19 protein-coding genes are annotated in these 16824 nt (G+C 66.0%); 12 read left to right on the top strand and 7 right to left on the bottom strand.

Annotated elements, in window-relative coordinates; translation table 11 throughout:
* Positions 1 to 3 precede the first annotated feature (3 nt).
* A complete protein-coding gene (locus BLM15_RS08490) occupies positions 4 to 1137 on the bottom strand; it encodes an efflux RND transporter periplasmic adaptor subunit (protein ID WP_126112160.1) in 1134 nt (377 codons plus the stop codon).
* Between the two features lie 250 nt (positions 1138 to 1387).
* Between BLM15_RS08490 and gatB the strand changes: the two genes are divergently transcribed.
* The 4 genes from gatB to BLM15_RS08470 all read left to right on the top strand — a co-directional run bounded on the left by gatB (position 1388) and on the right by BLM15_RS08470 (position 4713).
* Positions 1388 to 2869 (top strand): Asp-tRNA(Asn)/Glu-tRNA(Gln) amidotransferase subunit GatB, encoded by a 1482-nt coding sequence (gene gatB / locus BLM15_RS08485; protein WP_126112158.1) that lies wholly within the window; start codon positions 1388 to 1390, stop codon positions 2867 to 2869.
* Positions 2866 to 3372, top strand: a complete 507-nt coding sequence (locus BLM15_RS08480; RefSeq protein WP_164547442.1) for a GNAT family N-acetyltransferase — start codon at positions 2866 to 2868, stop codon at positions 3370 to 3372. The genes gatB and BLM15_RS08480 overlap by 4 nt, the downstream gene beginning before the upstream one ends.
* A 34-nt stretch (positions 3373 to 3406) precedes the next feature.
* Positions 3407 to 3892 carry a GNAT family N-acetyltransferase gene (locus tag BLM15_RS08475; RefSeq protein WP_236846613.1) on the top strand — a complete coding sequence of 162 codons (486 nt, stop codon included), beginning with the start codon at positions 3407 to 3409 and terminating at the stop codon, positions 3890 to 3892.
* Positions 3893 to 4005: 113 nt separating this feature from the next.
* A complete protein-coding gene (locus BLM15_RS08470; protein ID WP_126112152.1) occupies positions 4006 to 4713 on the top strand; it encodes a glutathione S-transferase N-terminal domain-containing protein in 708 nt (235 codons plus the stop codon).
* Between the two features lie 137 nt (positions 4714 to 4850).
* Here the strand turns inward: BLM15_RS08470 and BLM15_RS08465 are convergent, their stop codons facing one another.
* Positions 4851 to 5225, bottom strand: coding sequence for a DUF2147 domain-containing protein (locus BLM15_RS08465; RefSeq protein ID WP_126112150.1), 375 nt, complete (start codon positions 5223 to 5225; stop codon positions 4851 to 4853).
* A gap of 360 nt (positions 5226 to 5585) precedes the next feature.
* Here BLM15_RS08465 and BLM15_RS08460 point away from each other — a divergent pair, with 360 nt between their 5' ends.
* Positions 5586 to 5855, top strand: a complete 270-nt coding sequence (locus BLM15_RS08460) for an SEL1-like repeat protein (protein ID WP_126112148.1) — start codon at positions 5586 to 5588, stop codon at positions 5853 to 5855.
* 3 nt (positions 5856 to 5858) lie between these two features.
* Here BLM15_RS08460 and BLM15_RS08455 read toward each other — a convergent pair whose 3' ends face one another.
* A complete protein-coding gene (locus BLM15_RS08455; protein ID WP_126112146.1) occupies positions 5859 to 6401 on the bottom strand; it encodes a GNAT family N-acetyltransferase in 543 nt (180 codons plus the stop codon).
* Between the two features lie 278 nt (positions 6402 to 6679).
* Here BLM15_RS08455 and ndk point away from each other — a divergent pair, with 278 nt between their 5' ends.
* Positions 6680 to 7102 (top strand): nucleoside-diphosphate kinase, encoded by a 423-nt coding sequence (ndk, locus tag BLM15_RS08450; protein WP_126112144.1) that lies wholly within the window; start codon positions 6680 to 6682, stop codon positions 7100 to 7102.
* Between the two features lie 160 nt (positions 7103 to 7262).
* Here the strand turns inward: ndk and BLM15_RS08445 are convergent, their stop codons facing one another.
* Positions 7263 to 8087 carry a MipA/OmpV family protein gene (locus BLM15_RS08445; RefSeq protein WP_164547441.1) on the bottom strand — a complete coding sequence of 275 codons (825 nt, stop codon included), beginning with the start codon at positions 8085 to 8087 and terminating at the stop codon, positions 7263 to 7265.
* A gap of 225 nt (positions 8088 to 8312) precedes the next feature.
* Between BLM15_RS08445 and BLM15_RS08440 the strand changes: the two genes are divergently transcribed.
* Both BLM15_RS08440 and BLM15_RS08435 read left to right on the top strand, forming a co-directional pair.
* The gene (locus BLM15_RS08440; RefSeq protein ID WP_126112140.1) at positions 8313 to 10403 is read left to right on the top strand and encodes a molybdopterin-containing oxidoreductase family protein; all 2091 of its coding nucleotides are present in this window, start codon (positions 8313 to 8315) and stop codon (positions 10401 to 10403) included.
* 164 nt (positions 10404 to 10567) lie between these two features.
* Positions 10568 to 10888 (top strand): hypothetical protein, encoded by a 321-nt coding sequence (locus BLM15_RS08435; RefSeq protein WP_129267015.1) that lies wholly within the window; start codon positions 10568 to 10570, stop codon positions 10886 to 10888.
* Positions 10889 to 10900: 12 nt separating this feature from the next.
* On the opposite strand, the gene BLM15_RS08430 is transcribed toward BLM15_RS08435, so the two are convergent.
* Positions 10901 to 11617: a glutathione S-transferase family protein gene (locus tag BLM15_RS08430; RefSeq protein ID WP_126112136.1), complete on the bottom strand. Its 717-nt coding sequence runs from the start codon at positions 11615 to 11617 to the stop codon at positions 10901 to 10903.
* A gap of 123 nt (positions 11618 to 11740) precedes the next feature.
* Here BLM15_RS08430 and BLM15_RS08425 point away from each other — a divergent pair, with 123 nt between their 5' ends.
* Positions 11741 to 12487 carry a helix-turn-helix transcriptional regulator gene (locus BLM15_RS08425; RefSeq protein ID WP_126112134.1) on the top strand — a complete coding sequence of 249 codons (747 nt, stop codon included), beginning with the start codon at positions 11741 to 11743 and terminating at the stop codon, positions 12485 to 12487.
* Between the two features lie 128 nt (positions 12488 to 12615).
* Here BLM15_RS08425 and purN read toward each other — a convergent pair whose 3' ends face one another.
* Positions 12616 to 13236, bottom strand: coding sequence for a phosphoribosylglycinamide formyltransferase (gene purN, locus BLM15_RS08420; protein ID WP_126112132.1), 621 nt, complete (start codon positions 13234 to 13236; stop codon positions 12616 to 12618).
* The gene (gene purM / locus BLM15_RS08415) at positions 13233 to 14303 is read right to left on the bottom strand and encodes a phosphoribosylformylglycinamidine cyclo-ligase (RefSeq protein ID WP_126112130.1); all 1071 of its coding nucleotides are present in this window, start codon (positions 14301 to 14303) and stop codon (positions 13233 to 13235) included. Before purM ends, purN begins: the two co-directional genes overlap by 4 nt.
* 135 nt (positions 14304 to 14438) lie before the next feature.
* On the opposite strand from purM, the gene BLM15_RS08410 reads away from it, so the two are divergent.
* The 3 genes from BLM15_RS08410 (at position 14439) to BLM15_RS08400 (ending at position 16823) form a co-directional block, all read left to right on the top strand.
* Positions 14439 to 14969, top strand: a complete 531-nt coding sequence (locus BLM15_RS08410) for a CDP-alcohol phosphatidyltransferase family protein (protein ID WP_126112129.1) — start codon at positions 14439 to 14441, stop codon at positions 14967 to 14969.
* Between the two features lie 74 nt (positions 14970 to 15043).
* On the top strand, positions 15044 to 16138 hold the full coding sequence (locus BLM15_RS08405) for an AI-2E family transporter (protein WP_126112127.1): 1095 nt from the start codon (positions 15044 to 15046) through the stop codon (positions 16136 to 16138).
* On the top strand, positions 16125 to 16823 hold the full coding sequence (locus BLM15_RS08400) for a P-loop NTPase family protein (protein ID WP_126112125.1): 699 nt from the start codon (positions 16125 to 16127) through the stop codon (positions 16821 to 16823). Before BLM15_RS08405 ends, BLM15_RS08400 begins: the two co-directional genes overlap by 14 nt.
* Position 16824 lies beyond the last annotated feature (1 nt).

Here is a 16824-nt window from a genome sequence, read left to right as displayed (position 1 = left end):
CCTTCAGTTAGCTGCGGCGGCCTTGATCTCGGTCGGCTGCGGCGTCACCGCGACGCCCGGCCGCACCATCGGATTGGCGATGCCGTTGACGATCACCTTGTCGCTCGATGTGAGGCCGCTCGTGATGACGCGTAGCCCGTCGCTGATCGCGCCGAGCTGAACCGGCTTCGGCACCACCTTGTTGTCCGCGCCGACCGTCAGCACGATCTTGTTGGCCTGGTCGGAGACGATGACGGCATCCGGCACCAGCAACGCGTCGCCTTCGCCGGCGAAGAGCCGCAGCCGTCCGAAGGTTCCCGGCGTCAGCTGCCCGTCGGCATTCGGGAAGACGGCGCGGGTGCGGATCGTCGCCGAACGAGCGTTCAGTGCGTTGTCGACGAAGTCGATCTTGCCTTCCCGGTCCCATTTGGTTTCGCTCGAAAGCCGCACGCGTACCGGCGTGCCGGGCTTCCGCAAATCCTGCGACTTCGCATAGCGAAGATAGTCGGCCTCGGAGGTGTCGAAGACGAACTTGATTGGATCGACCGCCACGATGGTGGTCAGCAGCGTTGCGCCCGATTGGCCGCCGGCGATCAGGTTGCCCTGGTCGACCCGCTTGTTCGAGACACGGCCGGCGAGCGGCGCACGCACCTGTGTCCATTCCAAATTGAGCTCGGCCGTCTTCAGATTGGCCTCAGCCGCCTGCTGGCTGGCGATGGCGCCGTTGAGGTTGGCGCGGCGCTGGTCGATGTCGCGGGCGGTGATGGTGCGGTTCTGCGTCAGCGCCTCGGCGCGCTCGACCTCGTTCTGGTTGAGGTCGACCTGCGCCTTGGCGCGGGCGACTTCGGCCCTGGAGGCGTCGACGGCGAGCTTGTAGGGCCGCTGGTCGATGGTGAACAGCAGGTCGCCGGCCTTGACCAGGTCGCCGTCGCGGAAATGGACCGAATCGAGGAAACCGGAGACGCGGGCCCGGACCTCGACCTGTTCGCTGGCCTCGAAGCGACCGGTGAACTCGTCCCAGTTGGTGACGCGCTTGGCGAGCGGCGTGGCGACCGTGACGGGCGGAGCCGGCGGGGCGCCTTGAGCGAGCGCCTCGGCGGACAGGGCCGGAAGCAGGACCGCCAGGGCGGCGATGGCCCGGCTGGAGCGGCGGATCATGTGAAACTCCGAAAATGCGGGCGCGGCGCAACCTTCACGGTTTCCGGCCGATTGCGCAACAACCCCATCAGACTGACGATTGTCAAGTTTCTTCACTCGACAATTTTGGCGCTTTTTTCATCGGTGGCCGGTCATTGGCGCTTCGAGCCCAGCGAAACCGGATCACGGATGCTTGATGGCGGCGGGCCGAAGCTCTACCTGAGGGACGCGCGCGCCTGCGTCAGTAGCAACACCTCGTGGAAGTCATCTTATGAATGCGCATGTCCGTCCCGCCGACCCGAAGAAGCTGATCAAGGGCGCGACCGGCGACTGGGAGATCGTGATCGGTCTCGAAATCCATGCGCAGGTCACCTCGAACGCCAAGCTGTTCTCCGGCTCCTCGACGGCATTCGGTGGCGAGCCGAATGCCCATGTCAGCCTGGTCGACGCGGCGATGCCGGGCATGCTGCCGGTGATCAACGAGGAATGCGTGCGCCAGGCAGTCCGCACCGGGCTCGGCCTCAACGCCGCGATCAACAAGCGCTCGGTCTTCGACCGCAAGAATTATTTCTACCCAGATCTGCCGCAGGGCTACCAGATCAGCCAGTATAAGTACCCCGTCGTTGGCGAGGGCGAGATCGCGGTCGATCTCTCGCCGACCGAGCAGATCAGCGTTGGCATCGAGCGCCTGCATCTTGAGCAGGACGCCGGCAAGTCGATGCATGACCAGCATCCGACCATGAGCTTCGTCGATCTCAACCGCTCGGGCGTCGCGTTGATGGAGATCGTCTCCAAGCCGGATCTGCGCTCGGCCGACGAGGCCAAGGCCTATGTCTCCAAGCTGCGCACCATCCTGCGCTATATCGGTTCCTGCGACGGCGACATGGAGAAGGGCAACCTGCGCGCCGACGTCAACGTCTCCGTCCGCAAGGTGGGCGGGCCGCTCGGCACGCGCTGCGAGATCAAGAACGTCAACTCGATCCGCTTCATCGGTCAGGCGATCGAGGTCGAGGCCCGTCGCCAGATCGGCATCATCGAGGATGGCGGCACGATCGACCAGGAGACGCGGCTCTACGATCCCGCCAAGGGCGAGACCCGCTCGCTGCGCTCCAAGGAGGAGGCGCACGATTATCGCTACTTCCCGGACCCCGACCTGCTGCCGCTCGAATTCGATGATGCCTTCATCGCCGAGCTGAAGGCGCATCTGCCCGAGCTGCCGGACGCCAAGAAGGACCGCTTCATCTCGCAGTACGGGCTTTCGCCCTACGACGCCTCGGTACTCGTCGCCGAGCGCGAGCAGGCTGATTATTTCGAGGCTGTCGCCAAGGGCCGCGACGGCAAGGCCGCAGCCAACTGGGTGATCAACGAGCTGTTCGGCCGCCTCAACAAGGAAGGCAAGGATGTTGTGGCTTCGCCCGTCTCGGCAGCGCAGCTCGGCGGCCTCGTCGACCTGATCGGCGAGAGTGTCATCTCCGGCAAGATCGCCAAGGACCTGTTCGAGATCCTCTGGACCGAAGGTGGCGACCCACGCGAGATCGTCGAGGCCCGCGGCATGAAGCAGGTCACCGACACCGGCGCGATTGAGAAGGCGGTCGACGAGATCATCGCCGCCAATCCGGACAAGGTCGAGCAGGTCAAGCTGAAGCCGACCATGCTCGGCTGGTTCGTCGGCCAGGCGATGAAGGCCTCGGGCGGCAAGGCCAATCCGCAGGCGCTGAACGAGATTCTGAAGAAGAAACTAGGCATCGAGTGACGCCAAAGGACTTGATCATTCGCGATGCGCTCGCCGCCGATCTGCCGGCGGTCCGCTCGCTTTTGGTCGAGACCTGGCACGATGCCTATGACGGCATCTATGGCTGGCAGCGTGTCGCGCAGATCACAAATGCCTGGCACTCGCTCGATGCGCTCGCGGCCCAGCTAGGCCGCGACAGCGGTGTCTTCCTGGTCGCGCTCCTGGGCGAGGAGGTCGTCGGCACGGCTTCGGCTCGCCGGGAGCCGGACCGGGCAGCGATGCTGACACGGCTCTATGTCTCGCCGGCCCGGCAGGGGGAAGGCATCGGGCGCACGCTTCTGCAGGTGGCGCTTGCCTGCTTTCCCGATGCGCCGGTGGCGCGGCTGGAGGTCGAAAGTCAGAATGAGCTGGCGATCGCCTTCTATGAGCGCATGGGCTTCTTCCTGCAGCGCCAGGCCCGTTTCGATGGGCGCGAGGACACCCCAAACACGTTGATCATGGCCAAGCGCCTGGTGACGATCTGAGAATTCGCCTGGCAAATTCCCGACGGAGACGATGATGACCGAGGCAGCCGCTCTCGCCAATGTAACCATGCGCGAAGCGCGCCGCGAGGATGCCGCGCGGATTGCCACGCTGATCATGCAGGGCGCGGCCAAGCAGTCGCGCTGCGAGGAGGAGATTGCGGCGGAGGCGAGCCACCCATCCTATCTCGACGCCTTCGACGAGGTCGCAGCCAGCCCGCACAACACGCTCTTCGTCGCCGAGCTCGACGGCGAGGTGGTCGGTACCTTGCAGGTCACGCTCATACCCGGCCTGATCAATCGCGGCCGCAAGCGCGCCAAGCTCGAAAGCGTCCATGTCGATCCGGCCTTGCGAGGCCGGCGCATCGGCGAGGCCATGGTCGCTCATGCCGTCGCCTTCGCCCGCCAGAGCGGCGCCGGCCTGGTCGAGCTCACCTCGAACAAGTCACGCGAGGCGGCGCACCGCTTCTACCGTCGTCTCGGCTTCGACCAGAGCCATGAGGGCTTCAAGCTGGAGCTGTGACCGCGCAGTCTGCATGCCGCGTCCGCGTGGAGCGCGCGGGACTGGTTCTTACAGGAGTGCCGGTCGAGACCTAGATGTCTCGGCGACCCGTAACAACCCGCGAGGACTGGGACATGTCAGCAGTGCAGGGCAAGCCGATCGATCTCCACTACTGGCCGACGCCGAACGGCTGGAAGATCACCATCATGCTCGAGGAAGCCGGGCTGCCCTACACCATCATCCCCGTGAACATCGGCAAGGGCGACCAGTTCAAGCCGGAATTCCTGGCGATTTCGCCGAACAACCGCATGCCGGCGATCGTCGATCCCGACGGGCCGGACGGCAAGCCGATCTCGGTCTTCGAATCCGGCGCGATCCTGCAATATCTCGGCCGCAAGACCGGGAAGTTCTACCCGGCCGACGAGCGCGGCCGCGTCGCGGTCGACGAGTGGCTGTTCTGGCAGATGGGCGGCTTCGGCCCTATGCTCGGCCAGACCCACCACTTCCGTATCTATGCGCCGGAGAAGGTGCCTTACGCGATCGACCGCTACACCAACGAGGCGAACCGTCTTTACGGTGTCTTGAACAAGCGCCTCGAAGGCCGCGACTACATCTGCGACGACTATTCGATCGCCGACATGGCCTGCGTCGGCTGGGCCCGCGGCTGGGAGCGCCAGGGCCAGGACATCAAGCAGTTCCCGAATGTCGGGCGCTGGCTCGATTCCGTCCTGGCGCGCCCCGCGGTCCAGCGCGGGCTCAAAGTCGCCGAGGAACTGCGCAACCCGGCCGGCATCAGCACGCCCGAGGAAAAGGCTGTTCTGTTCGGCCAGAAGGCGCGCTGACGCTGCCCAAACCCGCTGCCGTTATGCTCGCCCTTGTGGCGAGCATCCACGTCTTGAACACCGTCCTTGGTGAAGGAAGACGTGGATGGTCGGGACAAGCCCGACCATGACGGGTGTGGTTGGCGAGCGCCGTTGTTTCAGTTGCTGCGCGACCACTTCACCGAGCGGCAGATCATCCCGCCGAAGACGCAGCCGGCGGTGGTCAGCGTGTCGCCGGAGAGCGTCATGGTGCCGGAATAGGTCTTGCCGTCCTCCGGGTTGAAGGCGCTGCCGCTCCACTTGCCGGCGCTGGATGGCTTCATGTCGTAGAAGATGCGTTGGCCGATCTTGGCCGGGCCGCTTGTCTCCTTGAGCCAGGAGATCGTGCCGCACATCGCCTCGCCGCATTTGGTGAAGCGGACTTTGGATGCGCCGGTGTCGCGCAGCCAGGTGCCGGTGACGTCCTGAGCCGAAGCGGGAACGGCGAAAGCGAGCAGCAGGCCGGCGGCAGTCATAGTCAGGCGAATGGCCATGGCGTTCCTCCTCGGTTGTGGCGATCTGCGTCGCCATATGGTTCAGATATAAACTATATCCGAGCCTGCGTCGGCTTCAAGATGCCATCTCGCGCGGTCGCAGCGGCTTCGATGACCTTGGGGCAAGGTGAATCCGGAGTTGACGCCTCCGCCGAGGTCGAATCAAGAGCCCGTTGTAATCATTGAAAAATTCGACATGCGAGCCTGAATCGAATCTTGCTTTAACTGCTCGTTTGCGACTCGTTGAGCTTCGGTTCATCTCAAATTTTAGCGGAGTCTTTTACCGCCCGGCACGAACCTCTCCTCACAAGCCGCGGCCTCAAAACGGGCCAGCATCGAAGGAAAACAGGGGTAATTGTCATGGCACGCATGGAAATGAGCGCGATCCCGGCCTCGCTGGCGATCCCGGTGGAAGCCTCCGCCGACGCCTATTACGAGCTGGGCCTGATGCATGCGTCCGGCCGTTCCGGCCCGGTCGACCTCGTCGCCGCGCAGACCTGGTTCAACGTCGCCTTCGCCAAGGGCTGCGCCCGCGCCGCCGCCCATCGCAGCGAGCTGGCGCTGGAGATGAACCGCGACGAGGTCGCCGAGGCGCTGCGCGAGGCACGTCGCTTCCTGACCCGGCACTGAGGTTCAGGCACGCAGCCGCGCCATCGTGAGCGCATCGGCATAGGCGCCGGCGCGGAAAGCGTAGGCGCGCAGAAGCCCTTCCGGTTCGAAGCCGAACTTGCGGTAGAGCGCGATCGCCGCCGCATTGTCGGCGTAGACCGTCAGCTCGAGCCGCTTCAGGCCGAACCAATTGTCCGCGGCGTCGACGATCTCGCCGAGCAGCGCCGTGCCGACGCCGGTGCCGTGATGATCGTCATGCACGCCGATGCCGATATAGCCGGCATGCGCCCGCCGGCCGCGATAGCGCGCAAAGCCGGCCTGGCCGATCAGCCCGCCGTCGCGGAGTGCGACGATGTTGAGCCCCTCGGTATCCGGATCCTCCAGCCAGCGCCGCGTCACTTCAGCCCTTTGATAGGGCAGGCGCAAGGTCCCGGCGCGAAAGCCCGGCAGATTGACCAGCGCCGTCAGCGCTTCCAGATCATCGCCACACACAGCCCGGATCAATAGCTGGCTGGAACCAGCCGGATGTTCCAACTGATCGGGATACTCATCTCTTCCAAATGTCATGTCGGCTCTCCGAGGCAACCGGGAGAGCTGAATTCCATCGAACCCTGCTCGCCGCGGCAGGGTTCGTGGGGGATGATCGCGGCGCGCTTAGCGCAATGCTGATCCCGCACACCCTTCCAGGTGCGTCGACATCAGGATTACGAGGGCCGTCGCGGCGATCATGGCCTAGATCATAACGGCGGATCGTGAGCCCGCAAGGTGCGCCTCAGCCTTGTGGCACGGGGAGGGCGCCGCTATAAGCGCGCCGCATTCCCAGTTTTGCCCCAAGGATAATAACGATGGCTGTCCAGCGTACCTTCTCCATTCTCAAGCCCGATGCGACGAAGCGCAATCTCACTGGCGCGGTCAACGCGGTCATCGAGAAGGCCGGCCTGCGCATCGTCGCGCAGAAGCGCATCCAGATGACCACGGAGCAGGCGCAGACCTTCTACGCCGTCCACAAGGAGCGGCCCTTCTTCGGCGAGCTCGTCGAGTTCATGACCTCCGGCCCGGTCGTCGTGCAGGTCCTCGAAGGCGAGGACGGCATCGCCAAGTACCGTGAGGTGATGGGCGCGACCAACCCGGCCAATGCCGCCGACGGCACCGTCCGCAAGCTCTTCGCCCAGTCGGTCGGCGAGAACACCGTGCATGGCTCGGACGCGCCGGAGACCGCCGCGATCGAGATCGCGCAGTTCTTCGCGGGCAACGAGATCGTCGGCTGAGCCGGTTTTCATTCCCCTGAAACGAGAAGGGCGGGTCCGATGGACCCGCCCTTTTTCGTTTGTGGCTACGTCGTTGCGAGGAGCGCGAGCGACGAAGCAATCCAGGAGAGGGTAAGGCGCTGGTCTGGATTGCTGTGCTACGCTCGCAATGACGGAAAGGTCAAAAGCCGAGGTCGAAGGCGTAGCTCGCCGAGATGCCGAAGGTGACAGAGTCGCGATCGCCGAAGGCCTTGACGATCGGCGCCTTGGCCGCGTCGCCCATCAGGTGCTTGTACTCGACATAGGCAGTGGTTTGCAGCTTGTCGGACCAGTGATAGGTGGCCTGCGCGATCGCGCCGACCGAATGCACGCCGGCATTGTAGCGCTGCAGGATGCCTCCATTGCCGGCGACGGTGCTGCCGAAATAGGTGCGGATATAGTCGGAGCCGACGATCGTCATGCGCGGGCCGACGCCGAGCGACCAGGCGCCGATGCGCTGGAAGACGTCGACCTTGGCCTCCGCCACCATCGCATCATGGGCGACGATGCCGCGGCGCAGGTCGACGCGGGCGCGCATCCATGAGGTCGGGTAGAATTCGACAAAGGCGCCGGCCTCGGCGCCGAACTTGGTGTCCGGCACGCCCATGACACGCAGGGCCACGTTGGTGTCGGCCTTGCGCTCCCAGAGCAGGTTGCCGGAGAAGCCGACGCGCCAGGCTTGGCCCGAGAAGAAGCCGATGCTGATCGCATCGTCCTCGGAGGTCCACCAGGTGCTCTTGGTACCGCGCCCCAGCGAGATGATCGGCCGCGGCCGGAAGACGTAGTCGTTCGAGCCCATATAGTCGGGCTGGTAGCGCAGGCCGGCGCCGAGCGTCAGGTGCCAGTTCTGTACCGGCTGGGGCGAGGTGTACTGGCTATACTGCGAGGATTGTGCCTTCGCCGGGGCGCTCAGCGCCAGGGAAAGACAGGCGGCCGCAAGGCCGGCAAGGAACGCAACGCAACGCATCGTCAGAACTCCGGCGCCAGGGCGCCTTGGACTACTCGGATACGTGCAAACTGAATCATTAGTCTTAATCCGGAGTTGACGAGCGGCTGCCTGCGACATCGCTGCTCGTATGGCTGATGGCCCGGCCGAATCCCCAGCCGCCGGAAATGGCACCTTGCCCGGTTGCAGCCTGGCAATGCAACCACCCCGCTTCCGTGGACACTGGACCTGTTCTAGGAAGGAAGCATGACAGAGCTTCCCCGCATCGCGCGCCTGCCCTCGGTCTGCCCGCATGACTGCCCTTCGGCCTGTTCGCTCGAGGTCGAGGTCATCGACGGCAGGACGATTGGCCGGGTCCGCGGCAACAAGCGCCAGAGCTACACCGACGGCGTGATCTGCGCGAAGGTCGCCCGTTACGCCGAGCGCATCCATCACCCCGACCGGCTGCTCCATCCGCTGCGGCGCGTCGGGCCAAAGGGCTCGGGCGCCTTCGAGCGCATCTCCTGGGACGAGGCTCTGGACGAGATCGCAGGGCGTTTCCTGGCGATCGAGGCCGAGCACGGCAGCGAGGCGGTCTGGCCTTATTACTATGCCGGCACCATGGGGCTGGTGATGCGCGACGGCATCAATCGCCTGCGCCACGCCAAGCGCTATTCCGGCCAGTACTCGACGATCTGCACCACCACGGCCTGGACCGGCTTCATCGCTGGCACCGGCAGGCTCGCGGGGCCGGACCCACGCGAGATGGCGAAATCGGACTGCGTCGTGATCTGGGGCACCAATGCCGTGCACACCCAGGTCAACGTCATGCACCACGCCGTCAAGGCGCGGAAGGAGCGCGGCGCCAAGATCGTCGCGATCGACATCTACCGCAATGCCACGCTCGACCAGGCCGATCTGCCGCTCGTGCTCAAGCCCGGTACGGACGGTGCGCTCGCCTGTGCCGTCATGCACGTGCTGTTCCGCGATGGCCATGCCGACCGCGATTACCTCGCCCGCTTCGCCGATGCTCCAGACGAACTCGAAGCGCATCTCGCGACCCGCACGCCGGAATGGGCGGCGGCGATCACCGGCCTCTCAGTCGCCGAGATCGAGGAATTCGCTGCCCTGGTCGGAACGCGCAAGAAGAGCTTCTTCCGCCTCGGCTATGGCTTCGCCCGCCAGCGCAACGGCGCGGTCAACATCCACGCCGCCTCCTGCATCCCGACCGTGACTGGCGCCTGGCAGTACGAAGGCGGCGGCGCCTTCCACTCGAACAGCGGCATCTACAAATGGCGCAAGGGCCTGATCGAGGGGCTCGACAAGATCGACCGCAATGTCCGCCAGCTCGACCAGTCGCAGATCGGCCGCGTGCTGACCGGAGATCCCGACGCGTTGCGCCAAGGCCGGCCGGTCAAGGCGCTGTTCATCCAGAACACCAATCCGGTGACGGTCGCGCCCGAGCAGGAGCTGGTGAAGCGCGGCTTTGCCCGCGACGACCTCTTCACCGTCGTGCATGAGCAGTTCATGACCGAGACCGCGCTGATGGCCGACATCGTGCTGCCGGCGACGCAGTTCATGGAGCATGACGATCTCTATCAGGGCGGTGGCCACCAGCACATCATGTGGGGCGGCAAGCTCGTCGACCCGCCGGGTGAGTGCCGCTCGAACCATGAGGTGATCTGCGCCCTGTCGCAGCGTCTCGGCGCCGAGCACCGCGGTTTCACGATGACCCCGCGCGAGATTGTCGACTGGACCTTGCAGGAGACCGGCCGCGGTACACTCGACGAGCTGGTTGCCAATGATTTCCTCGACGTGCAGCCAGATTTTGAGACAGCGCATTATCTCAACGGCTTCGGCTGGCGCGACGGCAAGTTCCGCTTCAAGCCGGATTGGACCAAGGTCCCGAACAGCAATGCCGGTCTCGTCGGCCCGCACGCGGCGCTGCCCTCGCTACCCGATCATTGGGGTGTGATCGAAGCGGCCGATGAGGAGCATCCGTTCCGGCTCGCCACCAGCCCGGCGCGCAACTTCCTCAACTCGAGCTTCACCGAGACGCCGACCGCGAAAAAGAAAGAGGGCGCGCCGACGCTGATGCTGCATCCGGACGATGCGGGCGCCCTCGGCATCGCCGCTGGCGACCATGTCACCGTCGGCAACCAGCGCGGCACGGTCGAGCTCGACGCGGTCTTGTTCGATGGGCTGGTGCGTGGCGTCGTCATCGCCGAATCGATCTGGCCGAACGGTGCCCATCGCGGCGGCCGTGGCATCAACACCATCACCGGGGCGGATTCGCCGGCGCCCTATGGCGGTGCCGCCTTCCACGACAACAAGGTCTGGATTCGCAAGGCGGTGTGACCTTTGCGTCATTGCTTTTTCGATGCCGCTGTGGACCATCCGCGCCGCGCGACGGCACAGCCTGTCGAGGGGAGATTCGGGAGTCTCCCCGGGCTCAGCCGCGGAAACGGACAACGCAAGTGATGATGAAGCGGCGGGTTGGGGCGGTCGTTTGGGCTGCTGGAATGTCCTTGCTTATGTCCGCCGGCGCCGCGATGGCCGCGGGCAGCACGAGCTCCCTGCCGGCGCCGGACCCGACGGCGAAGAACCTGACGCCCTACATGATCCAGCTGCGTGCCTTCGACGCCTGCCTGATCACCCAGTCGCGTCTGATGAACACGACGCGCGAGGCGGTGCACACCCCGTGCAGCTGCTACGCCAAGGGCACGGTCAACGCCATGACCAAGGACGAGCTCCAGGCCTTCCGCGACACCGGCTATTTCAACGATTCGGCCCGCGAGAAGGGCTACGACTTCATCGACCGCTGCAAGCTGAAGCGGCCCTGAGAGCATGGCGGCTCATGCCGCGCTCGCTGCGTCGGCGCTGAAATAGCGCTCGCGCATCCGCCCGGCATAAGCAACCAGGTTGGCGTGCTCCTGCAGTGCGCCACGCAGGGGCGAGTCGAAGATCTCGCACAGCCCGGCGATCATGAAGGCGCCGAGCGTCGCGTCGGCGCCGCTCGGATCGGGGCCGGTAAGATAGGGGTTCCCGCCGAGAATGCCGGCGAGCGCTTCCAGCGCCCGCTTCGCCAGCGCAAGCCGCTCCGCATCACTGTGTCGACCGATGCCGTGGCCGTGCAGGCTGCGGCGGACCTGGCGCTTGATCATGGCGACGACCAGCGGCCGCAACGGCGCTGGCACGGCATCGAAGAAGCGCCGCGGCCCGCGATCGAAATTGGCGGGATTGGCCCAGCGTTCCTGCACCACCATCCAATACATGTGGTCTTCGAGCATCTTCTCGACGGCCCAGGCAGTGCCGCGCTGCTCGGCCGACAGGCCCTTGTCGAAGTCGACCCCGTGCGCCTGTTCAAGGTACAGTCGGATGAAGGTCGTGTCAGGCACGATCTTGTCCCCGTCGCGCAGCACCGGGAACTTACCCTTCGGCGCCTTCTGCAGATTGCCGCGAACCCGCCTGTAGGGCAGGCCGGACATCTCCATCAGGATGATGCCCTTCATGCAGAACGGGCTGGGGTCGGGCTGGCCGAAGGCGGGCCCGAACACGTGAAGCTCCAGCATTTGTTCCCCCAGCCAATACGTTTCAGTATGCAGCATGCACTGCTGCCACACTCCTGACATTTAATGTCAGGGCGAGTAGAGCAAGATCACTCTACGCCATCTTCCTCTAAGCGGAACCACGCCATGCAGCGCGCTGAACGCTTGCTCGATCTGATCCAGGGGCTGCGCCGTAGGCGTCGCCCTGTCACTGCCGAGACCCTTGCCTCAGAGCTCGATGTCTCGGTCCGCACTGTCTATCGCGACATCGCCGCCCTGCTGCGCCAGGGCGTGCCCGTGCGCGGCGAGGCCGGCATCGGCTATGTCCTCGACGCCGGCTTCGATCTGCCGCCACTGATGTTCTCGCCCGACGAGATCGAGGCGGTACTGGTCGGCATGCGCTGGCTCTCCGAGCGCGCCGACCCGACGCTGGCGCGGGCCGCCGAGGACGTCGTTGCCAAAGTCGCCGCGGTGCTGCCGCCGCACTTACGCCCGATCCTGCTCGACGGCGCCTTGTTTGCGCCGGCCTACTGCAAGGATTCCGCGATTGTCGACCAGGTCGACGCCGCCGCGATCCGGGCCGCGATCCGCAATGGCCGCAAGCTCGACATCGCCTATCGCGACGAGGCCGGTGCCGAATCGCGGCGGATGATCTGGCCGATCGGCATGACCTTCTTCGACCGGGTCCGCGTCGTCATCGCCTGGTGCGAGCTCAGGCAGGCCTTCCGCCATTTCCGCACCGACCGCATCGCCGAGCTCACCGCCCGCGAGGAGCGCTATCCGGCCCGCCGCGCCGACCTGTTCCGGCGCTGGCAGAAGGAGGAGCAGGAGGCCGCGGCGAGGCGGGCGATGGAGCAATCAAGCCTGCAGAGCGAGCCCGTGGCAGTGCAGTAGGCGGATCAAGCTCGTCATGCTCGGGCTGGGCCCGAGCAGCTCAGGCCGGAAGAGGTATTGGTCCGTGCCTTCTGGTCCTGAGATTCTCGGCTCTCCGCTTCGCTCCGGCCGAGAATGACGGCTGGGCTTCAGACGCCGACCGCCACCCCGTCCAGCTTGACGGTACCCGACGCCACAAGCGCCAGTGCCTGCGGATAGATCTTGTGCTCCTGCTCCAGCACGCGCGCCGACAGGCTCGCCTCGTCGTCGCCGGGCAGGACCGGCACCTTTGCTTGCAGGATGGTCGGCCCGGCATCGAGCTCGGGCACGACGAAATGAACCGTGCAGCCATGCTCGGCGACACCCGCTTCCAGCGCTCGCGCATGGGTGTGCGTGCCGCGGAAATCGGGCAGCAGCGACGGGTGGATATTGATCAGGCGGCCCTGCCAGCGCGTCACGAACCAGGGCGTCAGCACCCGCATGAAGCCGGCGAGCGCGATGAGCTCGATCTGGTTGGCCCGCAGCACCTCGTCGAGCGCGCGCTCGAAAGCCTCGCGGTCCTTGCCGAATGGGCGGTGGTCGACGCTGGCCGTGGCAATGCCGGCGGCAGCCGCTCGCTCCAGCCCGCCGGCCTCCGGCAGGTTGGCGGCGACCAGCACGATCTCAGCCGGGAAATCGGCGACCTGGGCCGCCTCGATCAGCGCGACCATATTCGAGCCGCGCCCAGAGATCAGGATCGCGGTTCGCGTCCGCCTCGCTGCCGCGCTCACAGGGCGAGCTTGCCGCGATAGGCGACGGCTTCGTCGGCGCCGCGCGCCGTAACCACGCCGAGCCGGACCGGCTTTTCGCCGGCCTCGGTCAGTGCGGCCATGACGGCATCGGCTTGAGCCGCCTCGGCGACGACGATCATGCCGATGCCGCAATTGAAGGTGCGGAGCATCTCACGCTCGGCAACGCCGCCGACCTTGGCGAGCCAGCCGAACACAGGCGGCACAGGGATTGCCGGCAGGTCGATCGCGACGCCGAGATCGTCGGGCAGGACGCGCGGGATATTGTCGGGGAAGCCGCCGCCGGTGATGTGGGCCAGCGCCTTGATCCCGGGCGCCGCCTTCAGCGCCTGCAGCAGGCTTTTCACATAGATCCGGGTCGGCTCCAGCAGCGCCTCGGCCAGCGTCTTGTCCGATGCGAAGGGGGCGGGGGCGTCCCAGGCGAGGCCCGAGAGGGCGACGATGCGGCGGACCAGCGAATAGCCGTTGGAATGCACGCCCGAGGAGGGCAGGCCGAGGACGACGTCGCCGGGGGCGAGGTCGGCCCGCGGCAGCAGGGTGCCGCGTTCGGCCGCGCCGACGGCGAAGCCCGCGAGGTCGTAGTCGCTGCCGGCATACATGCCCGGCATCTCGGCGGTCTCTCCGCCGATCAGGGCGCAGCCGGCCTGGCGGCAGCCCTCGGCGATGCCGCGAACGATCTCGACACCGGCCTTCGGGTCGAGCTTGCCGGTGGCGTAATAGTCGAGGAAGAGCAGAGGCTCGGCGCCTTGCACCACAAGGTCGTTGACGCACATGGCGACGAGGTCGATGCCGATGGTCGAATGCCGGCCGCTTTCGATCGCGATCTTCACCTTGGTGCCGACGCCGTCATTGGCCGCGACGAGGATCGGATCGATGAAGCCGGCGGCCTTCAGGTCGAACAACCCGCCGAAGCCGCCGATCTCGGCGTCGGCACCTGGACGGCGCGTCGAGCGCACCAGCGGCTTGATCGCGTCGACCATGGCGTTGCCGGCATCGATGTCGACGCCCGCCTGCGCATAGGTCAGCCCATTGGCGCCCGGTTTCGTCATCGGTGTTCGCTCCATTGCTGCCGCGAGCGAATAGGCAAGCGCAGGGCGGGGGGCAAGCCCTTCCGCGAAAGCGTTTCGCACTTCTCCCGCCCATGTTCTACCCTGAGATGCGATTCAGTCGGCAGGTTTCCCGCGATGACGCTTCCGAACCTGATCACGATCGGCCGCCTGATCCTGGTGCCGCTGGTGATCGTCATGATCGTCAACGGCCGCTGGGACGAGGCCTTCTTCCTCTTCGTCGCGGCCGGCATCTCCGATGCGGTCGACGGCTTCATCGCCAAGCGCTTCGACATGAGGAGCGAGCTCGGCGCCTATCTCGACCCGCTCGCTGACAAGGCGCTGATCGTCTCGATTTACATCACCCTCGCCATCGTCGGCATCATCCCGGTCTGGCTGGTGATCGTCGTCGTCTCGCGCGACCTGATGATCATCACGGCGGTGATCCTGTCCTGGCTGATGGAAAAGCCTGTGACGATCGCGCCGATCGTCGTCAGCAAGCTCAATACCGCCGCACAGCTCGTTTTCGCCGCGCTGGTGCTCGGCTCGAAATCCTTCGAGATCGACGCCAGTGCAGTGATGCCGGCGGCGCAGATCATCGTCGCGGCCTTGACGCTCGCCTCCATGGGCGCCTACCTCGCCCTCTGGCTGCGGCACATGGCGGGCTGAGCCGGTACCTTGGATGATCCCTGGCGGATCACCATAATCAGGACGCCGTGCGATCCGGCTCTAGAGGCGAGTGCATGAGTCTTCAGCGTCAACTGCTCTTCTGGCTGCTTGCCCTTGCCGCCCTCGTGCTCGCGCTGATGCTGTTCCGGGACGTGCTGCTGCCCTTCGTCGCGGCATTGGCGCTGGCCTATCTTCTCGATCCGCTCGCCGATCGACTTGAACGCTGGGGCCTCAGCCGGCTCACCGCGACGATCGCGATCCTCTGCCTGTTCCTGCTCGTCTTCGTCGTCGGGCTGGTGCTGCTGGCGCCGCTGCTCAGCCAGCAGCTGGCTGGTCTGGTCGCGCGCCTGCCAGCCGATGCCGCCAAGCTGCAGGCGCTGATCATGGAGCGTGGCGCGCCGCTGATCGAACGGTTCGGCGGCGCCAAGCTGGCGCAGGACGCTCAGAGCTCGCTCGGCAATCTCGTCGGCGAAGCGACGAATTGGGTCGGCAAGCTGCTGGGGTCGCTCTGGTCGGGCGGCACCGCGATCATTGGCGTGTTCTCGCTGCTGGTGCTGACCCCGGTCATCGCCTTCTACCTGCTGGCTGACTGGGACCGCATGGTCGCGACCGTCGATGGCTGGCTGCCGCTCGATCATCGCGACACGATCCGCGGCCTGCTGCACGAGATGGACACGGCCATCGCCGGCTTCCTGCGCGGCCAGGCACTGGTCTGCCTGCTGCTCGGAACTTTCTACGCGATCGGGCTATCGCTGGTCAGCGTCAATTTCGGCGCGCTGATCGGCATCATCAGCGGCTTCCTGTCCTTCATCCCCTATGTCGGCTCGCTGACCGGGCTCGTGCTCTCGGTCGGCGTTGCCACCGTGCAGTTCTGGCCGGATTGGACGATGCCGCTGTTGACGCTCGCCGTCTTCGCCGTTGGCCAGTTCATCGAAGGCAACATCCTGCAGCCCAAGCTCGTCGGCGACTCGATCGGCGTGCACCCGGTCTGGCTAATGTTCGCGCTGCTCGCCTTCGGCTCGCTCTTCGGTTTCGTCGGCCTGCTGCTCGCCGTGCCACTCGCGGCTGTCATCGGCGTGCTCGCCCGCTTCGTGCTGCGGCAATATCTCGCCAGCCCGTACTATCGCGGCCACGTCGGCCGCCCTCCCGAGCCCCATGTCGAACCCTGAGCCGCCGGTGAAACCGCGCCAGCTCGCCTTCGATCTGCCGGTCGACAGCCGGCATGGCGTCGAGGATTTCCTCGTCGGCCCCTCCAATGAGCAGGCCTATGGCCTGATCGAGAGCTGGCCGAACTGGCCGGCCTCCTGGCTGCGCTTGGTCGGGCCGGAAGGGGCGGGCAAGACCCATCTCGCCGCGATCTGGGCAGCGCGCGCCCATGCCTGGACGCTGTCCGCCGCCGAGCTCGACGAAGCCAAGGTGCCGCACCTTGCCTCCGGCGGCGCATTGGTGATCGAGGATTGCGACCGCGCCCCGCTCGACGAGCCGGCGCTGTTCCATCTGCTCAACGCCACCAAGGCGCGCGGCGCGTCAGTGCTGCTGACGGCGCGCACCGAGCCGGGACAGTGGGGCCTGAAGGTGCCGGACCTGCTCTCGCGTTTGCGCCTGGCGCCGCAAGCCGAGATTGCCGCGCCCGACGACGCGTTGCTGCGCGCGCTGCTGGTCAAGCTCTTCGTCGACCGCCAGCTGATCGTCGACACCGGCACGATCGAGGCTCTGGCGCTCAGGATGGAGCGCTCCTTCGCCGCGGCGCGCGATCTCGTCGACGCGCTCGACCGGCTTTCGCTCGAGCGGGGCCGGCGCGTCACCCGCGCCATGGCCACCGAGGTGGTCGCCTCGCTTTTCCCGGACGAGTGAC

Origin of the sequence: Bosea sp. Tri-49 (assembly GCF_003952665.1) — a bacterium.
Taxonomy (GTDB): domain Bacteria; phylum Pseudomonadota; class Alphaproteobacteria; order Rhizobiales; family Beijerinckiaceae; genus Allobosea.
Note: the sequence above shows the minus strand (reverse complement) of the source record. Positions and strands in the feature narration are given on the sequence as shown.

Bases quoted from the DNA above. Each gene is read 5' to 3' on its own strand.
- purM (WP_126112130.1), bottom strand. From the start codon at position 14,303: ATGACGAAACCGGGCGCCAATGGGCTGACCTATGCGCAGGCGGGCGTC.
- BLM15_RS08470 (WP_126112152.1), top strand. From the start codon at position 4,006: ATGTCAGCAGTGCAGGGCAAGCCGATCGATCTCCACTACTGGCCGACG.
- BLM15_RS08445 (WP_164547441.1), bottom strand. From the start codon at position 8,087: ATGCGTTGCGTTGCGTTCCTTGCCGGCCTTGCGGCCGCCTGTCTTTCC.
- BLM15_RS08460 (WP_126112148.1), top strand. From the start codon at position 5,586: ATGGCACGCATGGAAATGAGCGCGATCCCGGCCTCGCTGGCGATCCCG.
- BLM15_RS08430 (WP_126112136.1), bottom strand. From the start codon at position 11,617: ATGCTGGAGCTTCACGTGTTCGGGCCCGCCTTCGGCCAGCCCGACCCC.
- gatB (WP_126112158.1), top strand. From the start codon at position 1,388: ATGAATGCGCATGTCCGTCCCGCCGACCCGAAGAAGCTGATCAAGGGC.
- BLM15_RS08405 (WP_126112127.1), top strand. From the start codon at position 15,044: ATGAGTCTTCAGCGTCAACTGCTCTTCTGGCTGCTTGCCCTTGCCGCC.
- BLM15_RS08425 (WP_126112134.1), top strand. From the start codon at position 11,741: ATGCAGCGCGCTGAACGCTTGCTCGATCTGATCCAGGGGCTGCGCCGT.
- BLM15_RS08465 (WP_126112150.1), bottom strand. From the start codon at position 5,225: ATGGCCATTCGCCTGACTATGACTGCCGCCGGCCTGCTGCTCGCTTTC.
- BLM15_RS08435 (WP_129267015.1), top strand. From the start codon at position 10,568: ATGTCCTTGCTTATGTCCGCCGGCGCCGCGATGGCCGCGGGCAGCACG.
- BLM15_RS08400 (WP_126112125.1), top strand. From the start codon at position 16,125: ATGTCGAACCCTGAGCCGCCGGTGAAACCGCGCCAGCTCGCCTTCGAT.
- BLM15_RS08440 (WP_126112140.1), top strand. From the start codon at position 8,313: ATGACAGAGCTTCCCCGCATCGCGCGCCTGCCCTCGGTCTGCCCGCAT.
- BLM15_RS08475 (WP_236846613.1), top strand. From the start codon at position 3,407: ATGACCGAGGCAGCCGCTCTCGCCAATGTAACCATGCGCGAAGCGCGC.
- BLM15_RS08410 (WP_126112129.1), top strand. From the start codon at position 14,439: ATGACGCTTCCGAACCTGATCACGATCGGCCGCCTGATCCTGGTGCCG.
- ndk (WP_126112144.1), top strand. From the start codon at position 6,680: ATGGCTGTCCAGCGTACCTTCTCCATTCTCAAGCCCGATGCGACGAAG.
- BLM15_RS08455 (WP_126112146.1), bottom strand. From the start codon at position 6,401: ATGACATTTGGAAGAGATGAGTATCCCGATCAGTTGGAACATCCGGCT.
- BLM15_RS08490 (WP_126112160.1), bottom strand. From the start codon at position 1,137: ATGATCCGCCGCTCCAGCCGGGCCATCGCCGCCCTGGCGGTCCTGCTT.